This is a genomic window from Candidatus Frankia nodulisporulans (assembly GCF_902806475.1).
Taxonomy (GTDB): domain Bacteria; phylum Actinomycetota; class Actinomycetes; order Frankiales; family Frankiaceae; genus Frankia; species Frankia umida.
The window spans coordinates 1-14,935 of record NZ_CADCWS010000091.1 but is presented as its reverse complement, the minus strand read 5'-3'; the positions used below and the strand labels follow the sequence as shown (position 1 = coordinate 14,935).

Here is a 14,935-nt window from a genome sequence, read left to right as displayed (position 1 = left end):
CCGCAGCGTGTTGCACTACTTCTTCAGCGGGCTCCTGGTGGCGACGTGTGTTCTGATCGCCTGGTTCTCCGGTTACGTGGTCTACAAGCTGCAGGAGGGCCAGCGATGAGCGCCCAGGGTGAGGGTCGGGGCCGGCCGGGAGGCGTCGTGGACCTGCACGCGAGTCTGCTGCCGTTGGCGTTTCTGGTCGGGACCTGGCGGGGGGAGGGGGTCGGCGGCTACGAGGGGCTGGAGGGTTTCCACTACGGGCAGGAGATCACCTTCGCCGCTGACGGACGTCCCGCGCTCGGCTACGTCTCGCACACCTGGTGGGCGGACGAGCCCCGCGACGGTCGGGAGCCGGGCGGTCCGCTGGCGACCGAGACCGGGTTCTGGCGGGTCCAGCCGGGCGAGGACGGGGCGACGGTCATCGAGGTCACCCTCGCGCATCCGTTCGGCATCGCCGAGATTTATGTGGGCAGCGTGGCCGGTACCCGCATCGACCTCGACCACAACGTCGTGATCCGGACGGCGACCGCCCGGGACGTCACCCGCTCGGTGCGGCTCTACGGCCTCGTCGAGGGCGGCGACCTCGCCTACGCCATCGACATGGAGGCCGGCGGCAAGCCGATGCAGTCGCACCTGTCCGCCCGCCTCAGGCGCGTCTCCGACTGACGCCTTCCTGAGGCCCGGTCACCAGGGGAAGCGGCACTTTGGCTCCGCGTGGCCGGTCGGAGCGCAGCGCCCAGGTGATCGCGCCGTGAAGTTTCTGGAACGCAAGCAAAGGCGCTATTGATCTCAACAAATCAACCTTGAATGATCATCAGGGTCGAGGCGTTGTGTCGCGTGGCGCGCCGATAGCTCTCCGTGTCGGGGCTAGACTGCCGATCGGCGGGTCGTTGTGGGCGAGAGGGGACTGGGTTGTCGGCGGATTCTTTTGTTCACCTCCACGTGCACACCGAGTATTCGATGCTCGATGGCGCGGCGAAATCGGGCCTGCTTTTCAGGGAAGCGGCGAAGCTGGGAATGCCGGCGGTCGGGATGACCGACCACGGCAACATGTTCGGCGCCTACGAGTTCTACCAGGGTGCGACGAAGGCCGGCGTAAAGCCGATCATCGGCATCGAAGCCTATCTGGCACCTGAGTCCCGCCATCACAAGCGGCCCGTTCTGTGGGGGGACCGTTCGCAGCGCGACGTCGACCCCGCGGGCGAGGGCGGCGATGTGTCCGGTGGTGGCGCCTACACGCACATGACGATGCTCGCGGCCAACGCCGAGGGGCTGCGCAATCTTTTCCGGCTGTCCTCCATCGCGTCGATCGAGGGTTACTACCGCAAGCCGCGCATGGACCATGACCTGGTCTCCCAGTACTCGGCCGGGATCATCGCGACGACGGGCTGCCCGTCGGGTGAGGTGCAGACCCGGCTTCGCCTGGGCCAGTTCGACAAGGCGCTCGCCGCGGCGGCCACCTATCGGGAGGTGTTCGGTCCGGACAACTTCTTCCTGGAGCTGATGGACCACGGCCTGCCGATCGAGCGCAGCGTCCGCCAGGGCCTGCTCGACATAGGCGCGAAGCTGGGGCTGCGTCCGCTGGCCACCAACGACTCGCACTACGTGACCGAGGATCAGGCGGAGAGCCACGAGGTGCTGCTGTGCGTCGGCACCGGTAAAAGGCTCGACGATCCGAATCGTTTCAAGTTCGAAGGCTCCGGCTACTACCTCAAGTCGCCCGAGGAGATGCGCGGTCTCTGGGACGGGGAAGTCCCGGGGGCCTGTGACAGCTCCCTGCTCATAGCCGAGCGGGTGGAGCCGTACGACGAGGTCTTCGCCTTCGTGGACAGGATGCCCCGGTTTCCGGTGCCCGAGGGTGAGACCCAGCTCTCCTGGCTGCGCAAGGAAATCGACCGCGGGCTGGTCTGGCGTTTCCCGGCGGGCGTGCCCGAGGATGTGGTCACGCGCGTCGAGTACGAGGTCGGCGTTATCGACAAGATGGGTTTCCCGGCCTACTTCCTGGTCGTCGCGGATATCTGTGCGTTCGCGCGATCGCGGGGTATCGGCCTGGGGCCGGGGCGTGGCTCGGCCACCGGTTCGATGATCGCCTACATTCTGGGTATCACCGAGCTGAACCCGATCGAGCATGCCCTGATCTTCGAGCGCTTCCTCAACCCCGAGCGCATCTCGCCGCCGGACATCGACCTGGACTTCGACGAACGCCGGCGTGGTGAGGTGATCCGTTACATCACCGAGCAGTACGGCGAGGACCGGGTCGCCCAGATCAACACCTTCGGCACGATCAAGGCGAAGGCCGCGGTCAAGGACTCGTGTCGGGTGCTGGGCTACCCCTACGCGCTCGGCGACAGGATCTCGAAGGCGATGCCGCCGGACGTGATGGGCAAGGGGATCCCCCTGACGGGGATCTTCGACCCGAAGCACGAGCGTTTCAGCGAGGCCAGCGAGATCCGGGCCCTCTACGAGGCCGACGCCGACGTGAAGAAGATCATCGACACGGCGCGTGGGCTGGAGGGGCTGACCCGAGGGGCCGGTGTGCACGCCGCGGGCGTGATCCTGTGTTCCGAGCCGCTGCTGGACGTCCTGCCGATCCACCGCCGCGACAACGACGGCGCGATCATCACGGGATTCCCGTTTCCTCAGTGCGAGGAGATGGGTCTGCTCAAGATGGACTGCCTCGGGCTGCGCAACCTCACCGTCATCGGCGACGCGATCGAGTCCGTCAAACGCAACCGTGGCGTCGACATCGATCTGTCCACCCTCCCGCTGGAGGACGCCAAGGCGTTCGAACTGCTGGCCCGCGGGGACACGCTCGGCGTGTTCCAGCTCGACGGTGGGCCGATGCGTAACCTGCTGCGCCTGATGTCACCGACGAAGTTCGGTGACATCGCCGCCGTGCTCGCGCTCTACCGGCCGGGCCCGATGGCGGCCAACAGCCACATCGAGTACGCCGACCGCAAGAACGGCCGCAAGGAGATCAACCCGATCCACCCCGACCTCGCCGAGGCGCTGGAACCGATCCTGGGCGAGACCTACCACCTGGTGGTGTACCAGGAGCAGGTCATGGCCATCGCCCGCGAGCTGGCCGGCTACAGCCTCGGCGCCGCCGACCTGCTGCGCCGCGCGATGGGCAAGAAGAAGAAGGAGATCCTGGACAAGGAGTTCGCCCGCTTCTCCGCCGGGATGAAGGAGCAGGGCTACACCGACGTCGCGGTCCAGGCGCTGTGGGACGTGCTCGTCCCGTTCTCCGGCTACGGGTTCAACAAGTCCCATACCGCCGGGTACGGCGTGGTGTCGTTCTGGACCGCCTACCTCAAGGCCAACTATCCGGCCGAGTTCATGGCCGCGCTGTTGACGTCCGTCGGGGATGACAAGGACAAGATGGCGGTCTACCTGGCCGAGACCCGCCGGATGGGTATCCAGGTGCTGCCACCCGACGTCAACGAGTCGGACCTGCGGTTCGGCGCGGTCGGGGAGTCCATCCGCTTCGGCCTGGGCGCCGTGCGCAACGTCGGGGAGAACGTCGTCGCGTCGATCGTCGCGGCCCGGGAACGCAAGAACGCCTACGAGTCGTTCGCCGACTTCCTGCAGAAGGTCGACATCGGCGTGTGCAACAAGCGCACGATCGACTCCCTGATCAAGGCCGGTGCGTTCGACTCGCTCGGCCATCACCGCCGGGTGCTGGTCAGCGTGCACGAGACCGCGATCGACGCGGTGATCATCACGAAGCGGGCCGAGGCGATCGGCCAGTTCGACCTGTTCGGCGGCGCGGGCGGCGACGAGGAGGAGAGCTCGCCGCTGGGCCTCGACCTGGACCTGTCCGGCCCCGAGTGGCCGAAGAAGGAACTGCTGGCCCAGGAACGCGACATGCTCGGCCTGTACGTCTCCTCGCATCCACTCGAGGGCGCCGAGCGGGCGTTGGATCGCCACCGTGACACCCGGATCGTCGACCTCGTCGAGGCCAGCGACGGCAACAGCGTGCAGATCGCCGGCATCATCAGCAAGATCGACCGGCGGATCAACAAGAACACCGCCAAAGCCTGGGCGATCGTGACCGTCGAGGACCTCGACGCCTCCATCGAGGTGCTGTTCTTCCCCCAGTCCTACGAGATCCACTCCACCGCGCTCGCGACGGACGCGGTCATCTCGGTGCGGGGCAGGATCAACGAGCGGGAGGGTTCGGTCTCGCTGTTCGCCCAGGACCTGACGGTGATCGATGTCGCGACCCATCTGAACGGGCCGCCGGTCGTCATCACCCTGCCCACCTACAAGATCACGCCACCGTTGGTCGCCGATCTCAAGGTCATCCTGACGACCCATCCGGGCTCGACACCGGTGCACCTGCGTCTGGAAGGCCCGCAGAACAGCAGCCTGCTGCTGCTCGAACCGCAGGTGCAGGCGAGTGGTTCCCTGCTGGGAGACCTCAAGGCCCTGCTCGGTGCCCGAGCCGTCACCGCATGACCGCGGGCCCGCCACCGTGGGCGCCGGGTCCGCCTGATCCAGCCGGTCAGGCGGGCCTGGTCACGCTGCCGGCGTCGGCGGCGAGCTTCGCCCGCCACGCCTTCTCACGTTCGATGGCGGACGCGAACCCGAGGGCGATCGCCGGGTCGAAGTTCTCGTCCGCGTAGGTGCCGACGCAGCCGAGAATCCGGTCGATCTCGTCGGCCGACACGGCGGCCAACGGCACCTGGCCGGTGAGGAAGATGTCACCGACCCGGTCGATGGAGAAGTGCACGCCGTAGGTGCGCGCGTTGCGCCCGAGTAGGAAGCCGTAGGTACCGGCGGTGTTCTCGGCCGGCGCGCGCATGAAGAACGCCTCGACCAGCAGGGTGTGGTCCTGCACGACGAGCCAGGTCATGGTGCGCAGCTTGTGCTCGCCCTCCAGGGTGACCAGGAACGAGCCGGTGCCGACGTGTTCGAAGGCGAGCTCGAGGTCGGCGAGGGCGGTCGCGATCACGGTGTCGAGCCGTTCACGTTCGGGCGCGTCGATGGGTGCCGTCATGGCGCGGTTCCTCCCCGCTCGTCGCGGCGGTGAAGCCGGATCCGGTGCAGCCGAATCCGATCCTCGCACGCCCCCGCCCCCACCCGCTCACAGTCCCTACCGGCCCACAGTCCCTACCGGCCCACGGTGTGACGGGCTCGGCTCAGACGGCCACCGCGGTCGGGTGCAGCGCGTGCTGGTAGCTGTGCAGCACCCCGCGGGCCGTGGCCGACCAGCCGAAGCCGGCGGCCCGTTCGATCGCCCCGGCCGCGAGCCGGGCCCGCAGCCGGGGCTGGCGCAGCAGGCGGTCGAGCGCGTCGGCGTAGCGCAGCGGGTCGTGACCCGGCACGAGCAGGCCGGAGACACCGTCGGCGACCGCCGTACGCAGCCCACCGACCGCGGCGGCCACCACCGGCGTGCCGCAGGCCTGCGCCTCCAGGGCGACCAGGCCGAAGCTCTCACTGTGACTGGGCACGACCACGGCGTCGGCGGCCCGGTACCAGTGCGCGAGCTCGGGTTGCGGCGCCGGTGGCTGGAACCGGACCAGGTCGGAGATACCCAGGTCCGCCGCCAGTTTCACCAGCGCGTCGGGCTGTTCCAGACCGGCGCCGCTCGGGCCGCCGACGACAGCGACCGACAGCCGGGCGCGGCGGCTCGGATCGCGGCGCAGCAACTCGGCGGTGGCGTGCAGCAGGATGTCGGGCGCCTTCAACGGTTGGATGCGTCCGACGAACAGCAGCAGCTCACCATCGGCCTCCAGGCCAAGCCGCAGCCGTGACCGGGCCCGCGACGCGGCGATGTCCCCGGGTCGGACGGGGCCGCCGCCACCTCTGCCACCCGGGCGGAAGACGGTCAGGTCGACACCGGGGGCGACGACATCCACGCGGTCGGGTGCCGCGCCGTAGAGACCGATCAGGTGGGCGCGTTCCTCGGCGGTGGAGGCGATCAGCCGGGTGGCGTCGGCGACGACCTCCTGTTCGCCGTGCAGCCGCCCGGCGGGTTCCGGGCGGTCACCGACGGCCAGCGCATCGTTCTTGACCTTCGCGAGGGTGTGCGAGGTGTGCACGAACGGCACCGCCCATCGGCGGGCGGCGGCCCGGGCGACCTGCCCGGACAGCCAGTAGTGCGAGTGGATGAGGTCGAACCAGCCCGGCTCGTGCCCGGCCTCGGTGCGCAGCACGTCCGCGGTGAACGCGCACAGCCACGCCGGCAGGTCCTCGCGGCGGACCTCCTCGAACGGCCCGGCATCGACGTGGCGCACCGTCACTCCGGGGGCGAGCTGCGCGGTCGCCGGCACCCGGCTGCTGACCGCCCGGGTGAACACCTCGACCTCGACCCCGTGGCGCGCCAACTGCCGGGACAGCTCCACCACGTACACGTTGAGCCCGCCGGCGTCACCGGTGCCCGGCTGCTCCAGGGGTGAGGTGTGCATCGACAGCATCGCCACCCGCCGCGGGTGGGCCGCACGCCCCGACTCGCCGCGGATCAGACGCACCGCGCACCCCCGTCCAGCAGCGCCCACGGCATACCTTCGTCCGGCGATGGTTGCCGCGTTCGCCCAGTACGACCGTCGTTGCTGTGGACCAACACGAGAACCACCGTTCTACCCGTCCAGTTGTCCGGTCAACTGATCGGACGTGGCCGATCCGTCGCCGCGGACCGGGAATCTCCCGGTCCTTGCAGGTCAACGCGGCGGGGTGGCGCTCTGTGCCGGATCTGTCGTCACGATCCTGTAACGAATCAGACGTCCCGGTGGCCCGCCGACCGGCCCGAAGGAGGGCACCTGGCGACGGCCGAGGAGCCGGACCGCACCGTCCCCGTCCAACCGGTGGGGGGCGATCTGCGACGCTGGGCGGATGGTGAACCCCCGCGGCGGGCGGCTCGCGGCGGGCCGCGCGCGTGCCCTTGGGCTCCCTACCCGGGGGACGACGGCGCCGAACCGGCTGCGCCGGGTCGACCGCTGGCTGGCCGACGTGGCCGGCCCGCTCCTGCGCGGCAGCGTCGACCCGCTGGTCGTCGACGTGGGCTTCGGATCGTCCCCGGTGACGACGGTGGAGCTGTACGAGCGGCTGCGGGTGGTGTGCCCGCGGGTGCGGGTCCTTGGTCTCGAGCTTGACCAGCAGCGGGTCGCGGCGGCGCGCCCGGCGGCCCGGCCACCCCGGCTCACCTTCGACCACGGCGGGTTCGGGCAGGTCGCGCGGGACGGGCAGCCGGTGGTGATCAGGGCGTTGAACGTGCTGCGTCAGTACCCGGAGCCGGCCGTGGCCGGGGCGTGGCAGGCCATGACCGGCCTGCTCGCGCCCGGCGGGCTGCTCGTGGAGGGCACCTGCGACGAGATCGGCCGGCGGGCCTGCTGGTTCGGCCGTCCGGCCAGTGCCGCGCCACCGCGGTGGCTGGCCGCCACCGGGCGGATTCCGGCCGGGCCGACGCTGACCCTGGCCGCACATCTGCCGAGCCTGCGCCAGCCGTCCGAGCTCGCCGAACGACTCCCCAAGACGCTGATCGCCCGCAACGTGGCGGGGGAGGACATCCACCGGCTGCTCGAGGAGCTGGATCAGGCGTGGGCGCGGGCGGCGGCCAAGGCGGTGTTCTCGCCACGGCAACGCTGGATCGCCGCGGTACTCGACCTGCGCGCGGGGGGTTTCCCGGTCCGCGGGGACGTGCGCCGCTGGCGACTGGGCGAGCTCACGGTTGACTGGCCGCCGCCAGCGCCGCGGTGAAAGCCTGGTGGACGCGCGCGTCGAACAGGACGAACCGGACGTCCCGCACGTTCGTCGTCGCGGTGAGCACACTCGTCACCGCGAGGCGGGCGGCGTCGTCCAACGGCCACCCGTACGCCCCGGCACTCACCGCCGGGAACGCCACCCCGGACGCGCCCAGCTCGTCGGCGACCCGCAGCGCGTTGACGTAGGCCGAGCACAGCAGATCGGAACGATCCTCGCGTGGGTCGTGGATCGGCCCGACGACGTGGATGACATGCCGGGCCGGGAGTCGCCCGGCGGTCGTCGCCACCGCCTGCCCGGTCGGTAGGCCATCGGGCAGTGTGGTGCGGCGCAGTTCACGACAGGCCGCGAGGATCCGCGGCCCTCCCGCGGCGTGGATCGCACCGTCCACCCCACCGCCGCCGAGCAGGCTGTTGTTCGCGGCGTTGACGATCGCGTCGATCTCGACGCCGGTGATGTCACCCTGCTCCAGCCGTACCCGCACCATGGCGCCCATTGTCGCATCGGGCCGATCGCGCCGGGTGCGAAGGGGCATCATCCGGGCGCGGATCGTGGCGGCGCGGGCGCCTCGGGGAGAGGCTCCGGGGAGCATCGCGGGTCACGCTGTGGCGCGATTGCGCTTAGCCTGATCCTGCGATCCGATGGGAGGCGCCTTCGCCGGACGGGCGACAGGGGTGGAAGGAGCGGCGGTGATGACGGCAGATTCGCGGCTGGTGGTGCTCGGTTTCGACAGCCTCGAACAGGCCCGGGCGGCGTGGGTGCTGGGGCGGCGGTTGCGCCGTCGCCGCCGGCTCGACGTCGTCGACGGGGCCCTGGTGTGGCGCGATGACGCGGGTCGGATCACGATCCACCGGTTGGCCAGCCCGCCGCGCACCGCGGCGTTGGGCGGCGCGGCCTGCGGCGGGGTGCTGGGCACCCTGTTCTTCGCCCCGCTGATCGGGCTGGGGCTGGGGGCGGGCCTGGGCGCCCTGATCAGTCGGATGCTGGGGCCGGGGGTGGACGAGGCGCAGATCCGGCGGGTCGCCGGGCATCTGCAACCGGGCCGGGCGGCGGTGTTCGCGCTGGTCCGCCGGTCCGGCGAGGAGGCGGTCGACGAGGTGGTCGCCGCCCTTCGGCCGCACCGGCCACGGGTGATCATGAGTACCTTGCCGGCGAGCCGGGAACGACACCTGGCCGAGGCACTGGGCCGCCGGGCCGCGCCGGCCTGAACTCCCCTGGCCGGGCGCCGACGGACCAGCACCGTCAGTGGACCAGCACCGTCAGCGGATCAGAGGGCCGGTGGGCGCAGGGTCGGCGCCACCTTGTTGAGCACTTCCAGGTCGTCGGACCTGGGCTGCCACTCGCCGGCGGTGGCGTTGGCCCGCACCTGGCTCGCGGTGGTCGCACCGGCGATGACCGAGCTGACGCCGGGCTGCGCGGCGAGACCGCCGATGGCCACGTCCAGCAGCGAGCGGTCGCGTTCACGGGCGAAGGTCTCCAGGACCTCGAGCCGGTCGAAGAGCTCGTCGGTCAGCAGATCCTGCCGGCTGGCCAGCCGGGTGCCGGCGGCCGGGGCCTCGTCCCGCTGGTACTTCCCGGTGAGCAGGCCGTTCTCCAGCGGGTAGTACGGAATGACCCCGATGCCGTACTTGAGCGTGGCCGGGACGAGCTCCGCCTCGACGCCGCGCTCGAGCATGCTGTAGTGGTTCTGTGCGGAGATGAACCGGTTGGTGCCCGAGGCGCGGGCTGTCCACTCGGCGTCGGCGATCTGCCAGGCGTCCAAGGTTGCAGGAGCCGACGTAACGGATCTTGCCAGCCTTGATCAGCTCGTCGAGTGCCTCGAGCGTCTCGTCGATCGGGGTGAACGGGTCCGGTCGGTGCAGCTGGAGCAGGTCGATGTAGTCGGTCTGCAGCCGGCTCAGCGATCCCTCGACGGCCTTGCGGATGTAGCGCCGCGACGTCCGGGCACGGAAGTCCTGGCCGTAGATGCCGGCCATGTCCCCGCCGAACTTGGTGGCCAGCACAACCTCGTCACGACGGCCGCGCAGGACGTGGCCGAGCTGGGTCTCCGACCCACCCTTGTTTCCGTAGACGTCGGCCGTGTCGAAGAACGTGATGCCCACATCGAGGGCGGCGTCGACGACCGCGCGGGTGCCATTGAGATCCACCCGTGAGCCGAAGTTGTTGCACCCCAACCCCACCACAGATACAAGCAGTCCGGACGATCCCAGCGAGCGATAGCGCATGCCCTAAATAGTGCACACCCGATCGGGGCCCGTGTTCACCAGGTCCACGGACCACGATCGGCTGCACTGTGCTAGTGGCCGCACCTGCGGCTTCCACTGGCGGTTGTGTCTGGGTTGATATTCGTCAGTTCTGCGGGACGGCGTCGACGATCGCGCGCCCGACCGCCGTGGCGGCGTGGCGGGTCGTGGTGCGGGCCGCGCGGGTCTGGCTCACCGCGGTGCGGGTCCGGTGCACGGCCTGCTCCGTCGCCGGACTGCGTCGCAGGCTCGCCACCCGGCGCTCACCGCGTGACGCCCACGCGTTGTAGAGATCGGTGGCCCGTCCCTGAAGGTCGGAGATCTGCGAGGTGACCGTGCCCGGTAGCGCGAGGACGGCCGTGCCGACCTGTACCGGGACCCGGGCGGCCTGCACCGGCAGGGAGCCGACCCGATCGGAGATCCGACGCACCTCGTTGCCGGTGGTCGTCGGCAGGGCGCGCAGCTTCGCGACCGCGAGGTCGGCCGCACCCACCGAGGCGTACAGCGGCTTGCGCACCTCCGCCAGCGGCACCCGGACCTCGGCCTGGGCCCGGGCGGTGTCCCCTCGCACGCCGGCTCCGGCGCTGGCACTGGCCCGAGCGGTCGGCCGGGTCGGGCTCGTGCGGCTGGCCGGTCGGCTCGACCCGCGGGTCGTCGTGGACCGGGTCGTCGTGGACCGGGCCGACGCGGGGGTGCGCGTCGTCGAGGCGCGCGTCGTCGACGTGCGGCTGGTCGAGGTCCGCGTGCTCGGGACGGTCGTCCGGCTCGACGACGGGCCGCTGTTGGAGGTGTTCGTGCCGCCCACGTTCGCGGCGGCACCGGCGGTGGGCGTCGTCGCGCCGCCACTGGCGCTGGACGGGCCGCTGGTCGACGTGGCGGGGCTGGTCGGAGCGTCGGAACCGCTGGCGGTGGGGGTCGAAGCCCCGGTGGAGGTGGAACGGGCCGGCGTACTACGGCCGTTCGTGCTACGGGTGGTGGCCATCAGGACTCCCTCAGTGGTCAGTTCGTGTCGTCGTATCGCGCTTCCTGGGTTCCGGCCGGCGCGCCCGATGCGCGACCCGGCGGTGGGTCAGGGGATGGCGTGGGGAATGCGCGCGGTGGTCGGACTGGTCAGCCTTCGGGCTGCTCGGTGCCCCCGGGCGTCGCCGCCGGGTCGACGTTCGTGGCCGTGCTGGTCCCGGGGGCCGCGTCGGCCTTGGGAGCCGCGGCGGGCTTGCTGGCCGTACCGGAGGCCCTGACCGCCCTGGTCGATCTGGACGTTCTGGTGCTCCTGGGCGTCGTGACGCTCGTACCGGCCGCGCTGGCTGTCGCCGCGGTACCCGTGGTCGTGGTACCCGTGGTCGTGGTACCCGTGGTACCCGTGGTACCCGTGGTACCCGTGGTACCCGTGGTGGCCGTGCGGCGGGGGGCCCGGGGGGTGGTGCCGCGGACCTTCACCGGTGTGCCGGTGGCGACGGGCCGACCCGCGCCCGTCTGGTCCGCGGTGGTTCGTTTTTCCGCCGCCGCGGTGTGGTTGGCGACGGCATTCTCCTTGCAGAACGCCTCGTAGATGTCGAGGACGACCTGCTTCTGCCGTTCGGAGAGGGATTCGTCCGCGAGGACGGCGGCCATCACACTGTCGCCGCCGTGTCGTTCCTCGAGAATGCCCGCCTGGACGTAGAGCGCCTCGGCCGAGATACGCAGGGCCTTGGCGATCTGCTGGAGAATCTCCGCGGATGGCCGGCGCAGACCGCGTTCGATCTGGCTCAGATACGGGTTGCTGACCCCGGCCTGTTTGGCGAGCTGACGCAACGAGATCTGGGCCGTGCGGCGCTGATCCCGAATAAAGTCGCCGAGCTCACGGACGTTCAGGGCCGACACCAGAACACACGCCTCCTTTGCCGGGCGACCGAACAACCGGCCGCCATCGCCGCCTCTCACCGGGGACGGTGCGCGAGCGCCGCCCGACCGGCGCACCGGCGCGGGGACCGGAACAACGCGGCATCAACACCGGCGACGATACGTCGCGCTGCTAACTCTGGCAAGCGCACCAGTTAGCAGTATCCGTCCGGCGTCGTCGCGAGTCAGAGGGAAATGTGCAGGTGGGAGAGGTACTCCTTCCCCGTGGGCCCGCTTGCGGGTGCCCTAGCTTTCGGCCTGGGCCAGCCATGCGCGCTGGGTGGCGAGTGCCGCCTCGGCCTGCGCGATCTCCTTCGTGCGCCCGGCGGCCTGTGCCTTGGCGAGCTTGTCCTCCAGCTTCGCCACCGACTCCCGCAGTTTGGTGACGAACGGGGAGGAAGCCATCGACTGCTGCTCCCAGCGGGCGTCCGCGGCATCGCGCAGCCGGTCGCCGATCGCGGCCATCTGCCGTTCGAGCGTGCCGGCCGACTCGCGTGGGACCCGACCGATCTCGTCCCAGCGGATCTGCAGTTCGCGCAGCCGACGCAGGGAGCGGTCGATGTCCTCCGGGTCGAGGGCGTCCGCCTCCGCGAGTACCTGCTCCTTCTTGACCTGGTTCTCGCGCAGTTCGGCGTCCCGCTCGGCGTTGGCCTCGTTGCGCCGGTTGAAGAAGACGTCCTGGACCTCGCGGAACTCGGCCCACAGCGCGTCGTCGACGTCCTTGGCGGCCCGGCCGGCGGCCTTCCACTCGGTCAGCAGCGCCCGGTAGCGGGCGGTGGTACCGACCCAGTCGGTGGAGTCGACCAGCACCCGGGCCTCGGCGATGATCGCTTCCTTGCGCTCCTTCGAGCGGCTTCGCTGCGTGTCGAGCGCGGCGAAGTGCGCGGTGCGCCGCCGGGTGAACTCCTCCCGGGCGGCGACAAGGCGCCGCCACAGGGCCGAGTCGGTGCGCTTGTCGAGCGAGCCGACGGCGCGGAACTCCTCCGCGAGCGTGCGGAACCGCTCGCCGGTGGACTTCCATTCGGAGCTCTGCCCGAGCCGCTCGGCCTCGGCGACCAGTTCCTCCTTGGCCGCGAGCACGCGGGCGCTGCGCTCGGCCCGCTCGGCGGCCAGCGCGGTGCGGCGGGCCCGGGTGCCCTCGATCACGGTCTCGAGTCGGGCCCGCACCGCGTCGAGGTCACCCACGACGGCCGCGGTGGGCAGCGAATCCAGCAGCCGACGGGCCGTGCCGGCCACCCCGGCCGGGTCGACGCCGGCCAGCGTGAGGCGCCGCTCCAGCAGCGTGACCTCAGCGCACAGATCGTCGTAACGGCGCTGGAAGTGCGCCAGCCCCTCGTCCGGGCTGCCGGCGCGCCATGATCCGACAGCGCGCTCCCCGTCCGCGAGGCGAACGTAGACCGTGCCGTCATCAGCGACGCGCCCCCAGGCGGCGGCGGTGTCGGATTCGCTGCGGTCGCTCATGGTGGTCCCGAAGATTGATGGTCCGAAGATCGGCTGATGGTTGGCTGTCATTCTTACAGGCGAAGGGCCCAGAGGGGACAGCCGCCGCGGATCGGCTCACACCGCCGCCGCGGGCCCGTTGGTTCGGTTTCGACCGCCAGCCCTTGGAACCCAGCGCGACCGGGGTCAAGATACGTGACGGGGACGAGTCGGGCGAATGCCGGTCGCGAGGGCCGGGCGGCCGGGCCAGTCCGCATGGTCGAGGGGGTCTCGCCTGATGCGTATCCGTCGGATGCTACCGCTACTTGTCGCTCTCGGCATGATTTATCTCACGGCGTGTGGCGGTGGCGGCTCGGCCGGAGACGGGCGTCCCGCGGGGCGTTCGGCGACACCGGCCGTCGACGATCCGGCTGGCGCCAGGGCCTCGGCGGCCTGCGCGGCCCAGGTGCGGACGCTGCGACTGGTCACCGAGGACATCTACGGCGACGTGGCGCGGGCCGGCGCGGCGGCGATGCGCAGGGCCCATCCCGGGCTCACCGTCGACGTCGTCGCGGATGCCCATGACGACCCGTCGCTGGCCGCCGCGATCCGCGCCGACCGGGCCGCGGGGCGCGGTGTGGACGTGGCGGCCGCGGGGCTCGCGATGCTGCCCGAGATGGCCGGCGACCTCGGCGCCCAGCCACTGTCCGCGCGGTCGCTGCGGGCCTCCTACGACCAGCGCGCGCTCGGCCTGGGCACCGTGGCCGGCCGGCTGGTCGGCATCCCGACGCAGCTCACCACGCTGGCGCTGGTCTACAACCAGGACCTCCTGGAACGGGCCGGGGTCGACCCGAAGACGCTGTCGGACACCGACGGCGTGCTCGCCGCCGCCGAACGGATCAGGGCCACCGCGGGGGGCATCCAACCGCTCGACGTGATCACCGACGGGCAGCAGGGCCAACTGCTGCTCGCCACCCTGGCCAACTCCCGGGGCATCCCGCTACAGGACGACGTCGGCCGCCCCACCCTCACCACCGCGGCCACCCGCGAGGCCGCCGCGTTCCTGGCCAGGATCGGTGGCTACGGTCCGCAGCCCGACCTTCCCATCCTGGCGCTGGCGCGCTTCGGGCCGCGCCGCCAGACGGCGATGCTCGCCATGGACCTCCGCGCGCTCACCGGCAACCTGAAGATCGTCGCTGGGGACGGTGCGCGGGGCCCGCGGATCGGCATGGTTCCCTTCCCCGTGCTGCCCGGCGGAACGTTCCGTCCGGTCGCGCAGGGAAGCGCGCTGAGCGTGCTGGCCACCGACCGCTGCCAGCGGGAGATGGCGACGGAGCTGGTGGTCACGCTGCTGTCGCCGGAGTTCGTCGCCGACGACACCCGGGCGTCCAGCTCCATCCCGCTCGACACCGCGGCCGTCGGTGCGCTGTCCGCCTTCTACACCACCTACCCGCAGCTGCGGGTCTTTCTCGGCACGGTCGGCTCGCTGGTCCGTCCGCCCTCCTGGGGCGGTGCACTCGGCGGGCAGGTGGCCGGTGCGCTCAGCGGCCAGGTCGCCCGCCTGCTGCGCGGCGCGGATCCGACCCAGAGCCTCGCCGCCGCCCAGACCGAGGCCGAGAATCTGACCCGATAGTCACAATGTAACTGGTCAGGTCTCGTAGATCGTTTGTTTTTTGTTCCTCGGCTGGCTGGGATGCTTTGAT

General features: G+C 71.0%; 11 protein-coding genes and 1 pseudogene. 5 read left to right on the top strand and 7 right to left on the bottom strand.

Annotated features, from left to right (window positions below; all coding sequences use genetic code 11):
* The first annotated feature begins 105 nt into the window (after positions 1–105).
* Positions 106–654 (top strand): nitrobindin family protein, encoded by a 549-nt coding sequence (locus G6R24_RS10645; RefSeq protein ID WP_163549095.1) that lies wholly within the window; start codon positions 106–108, stop codon positions 652–654.
* 246 nt (positions 655–900) lie between these two features.
* A complete protein-coding gene (gene dnaE, locus G6R24_RS10640; protein ID WP_163549094.1) occupies positions 901–4,449 on the top strand; it encodes a DNA polymerase III subunit alpha in 3,549 nt (1,182 codons plus the stop codon).
* A 46-nt stretch (positions 4,450–4,495) separates the two neighbouring features.
* Here dnaE and G6R24_RS10635 read toward each other — a convergent pair whose 3' ends face one another.
* Both G6R24_RS10635 and mshA read right to left on the bottom strand, forming a co-directional pair.
* On the bottom strand, positions 4,496–4,990 hold the full coding sequence (locus G6R24_RS10635; RefSeq protein WP_163549093.1) for a type III secretion system chaperone family protein: 495 nt from the start codon (positions 4,988–4,990) through the stop codon (positions 4,496–4,498).
* A gap of 142 nt (positions 4,991–5,132) precedes the next feature.
* Entirely contained in the window at positions 5,133–6,410 is a 1,278-nt protein-coding gene (gene mshA / locus G6R24_RS10630) for a D-inositol-3-phosphate glycosyltransferase (RefSeq protein WP_163549099.1), read from the bottom strand.
* A gap of 415 nt (positions 6,411–6,825) precedes the next feature.
* Between mshA and G6R24_RS10625 the strand changes: the two genes are divergently transcribed.
* Positions 6,826–7,689 carry a class I SAM-dependent methyltransferase gene (locus G6R24_RS10625; protein ID WP_163549092.1) on the top strand — a complete coding sequence of 288 codons (864 nt, stop codon included), beginning with the start codon at positions 6,826–6,828 and terminating at the stop codon, positions 7,687–7,689.
* Here G6R24_RS10625 and G6R24_RS10620 read toward each other — a convergent pair.
* Entirely contained in the window at positions 7,655–8,179 is a 525-nt protein-coding gene (locus G6R24_RS10620) for an O-acetyl-ADP-ribose deacetylase (RefSeq protein ID WP_163549098.1), read from the bottom strand. The genes G6R24_RS10625 and G6R24_RS10620 overlap by 35 nt on opposite strands.
* 205 nt (positions 8,180–8,384) lie before the next feature.
* On the opposite strand from G6R24_RS10620, the gene G6R24_RS10615 reads away from it, so the two are divergent.
* Positions 8,385–8,900: a DUF1269 domain-containing protein gene (locus tag G6R24_RS10615; protein WP_163549091.1), complete on the top strand. Its 516-nt coding sequence runs from the start codon at positions 8,385–8,387 to the stop codon at positions 8,898–8,900.
* Positions 8,901–8,959: 59 nt separating this feature from the next.
* On the opposite strand, the pseudogene G6R24_RS24075 reads toward G6R24_RS10615, so the two are convergent.
* From G6R24_RS24075 to G6R24_RS10595, 4 genes and pseudogenes are all read right to left on the bottom strand, one after another.
* Positions 8,960–9,917: pseudogene (locus G6R24_RS24075) on the bottom strand (aldo/keto reductase).
* A 124-nt stretch (positions 9,918–10,041) separates the two neighbouring features.
* Complete coding sequence (locus tag G6R24_RS22275) at positions 10,042–10,917, bottom strand: hypothetical protein (protein ID WP_225438373.1); 876 nt, start codon at positions 10,915–10,917, stop codon at positions 10,042–10,044.
* Between the two features lie 128 nt (positions 10,918–11,045).
* Positions 11,046–11,795, bottom strand: coding sequence for a helix-turn-helix domain-containing protein (locus G6R24_RS22270; protein WP_225438372.1), 750 nt, complete (start codon positions 11,793–11,795; stop codon positions 11,046–11,048).
* A 264-nt stretch (positions 11,796–12,059) separates the two neighbouring features.
* The gene (locus G6R24_RS10595) at positions 12,060–13,274 is read right to left on the bottom strand and encodes a DUF349 domain-containing protein (RefSeq protein ID WP_163549090.1); all 1,215 of its coding nucleotides are present in this window, start codon (positions 13,272–13,274) and stop codon (positions 12,060–12,062) included.
* A gap of 256 nt (positions 13,275–13,530) precedes the next feature.
* On the opposite strand from G6R24_RS10595, the gene G6R24_RS10590 reads away from it, so the two are divergent.
* Positions 13,531–14,865, top strand: coding sequence for an extracellular solute-binding protein (locus G6R24_RS10590; RefSeq protein ID WP_338084427.1), 1,335 nt, complete (start codon positions 13,531–13,533; stop codon positions 14,863–14,865).
* Positions 14,866–14,935: the final 70 nt, after the last annotated feature.

Coding starts and splice junctions, on each gene's coding strand:
- G6R24_RS22275 (WP_225438373.1), bottom strand. CDS start 10,917: ATGGCCACCACCCGTAGCACGAACGGCCGTAGTACGCCGGCCCGTTCC.
- mshA (WP_163549099.1), bottom strand. CDS start 6,410: ATGCTGTCGATGCACACCTCACCCCTGGAGCAGCCGGGCACCGGTGAC.
- G6R24_RS10625 (WP_163549092.1), top strand. CDS start 6,826: ATGGTGAACCCCCGCGGCGGGCGGCTCGCGGCGGGCCGCGCGCGTGCC.
- G6R24_RS10590 (WP_338084427.1), top strand. CDS start 13,531: ATGCGTATCCGTCGGATGCTACCGCTACTTGTCGCTCTCGGCATGATT.
- G6R24_RS10595 (WP_163549090.1), bottom strand. CDS start 13,274: ATGAGCGACCGCAGCGAATCCGACACCGCCGCCGCCTGGGGGCGCGTC.
- G6R24_RS10635 (WP_163549093.1), bottom strand. CDS start 4,990: ATGACGGCACCCATCGACGCGCCCGAACGTGAACGGCTCGACACCGTG.
- G6R24_RS10620 (WP_163549098.1), bottom strand. CDS start 8,179: ATGGTGCGGGTACGGCTGGAGCAGGGTGACATCACCGGCGTCGAGATC.
- G6R24_RS10615 (WP_163549091.1), top strand. CDS start 8,385: ATGACGGCAGATTCGCGGCTGGTGGTGCTCGGTTTCGACAGCCTCGAA.
- G6R24_RS10645 (WP_163549095.1), top strand. CDS start 106: ATGAGCGCCCAGGGTGAGGGTCGGGGCCGGCCGGGAGGCGTCGTGGAC.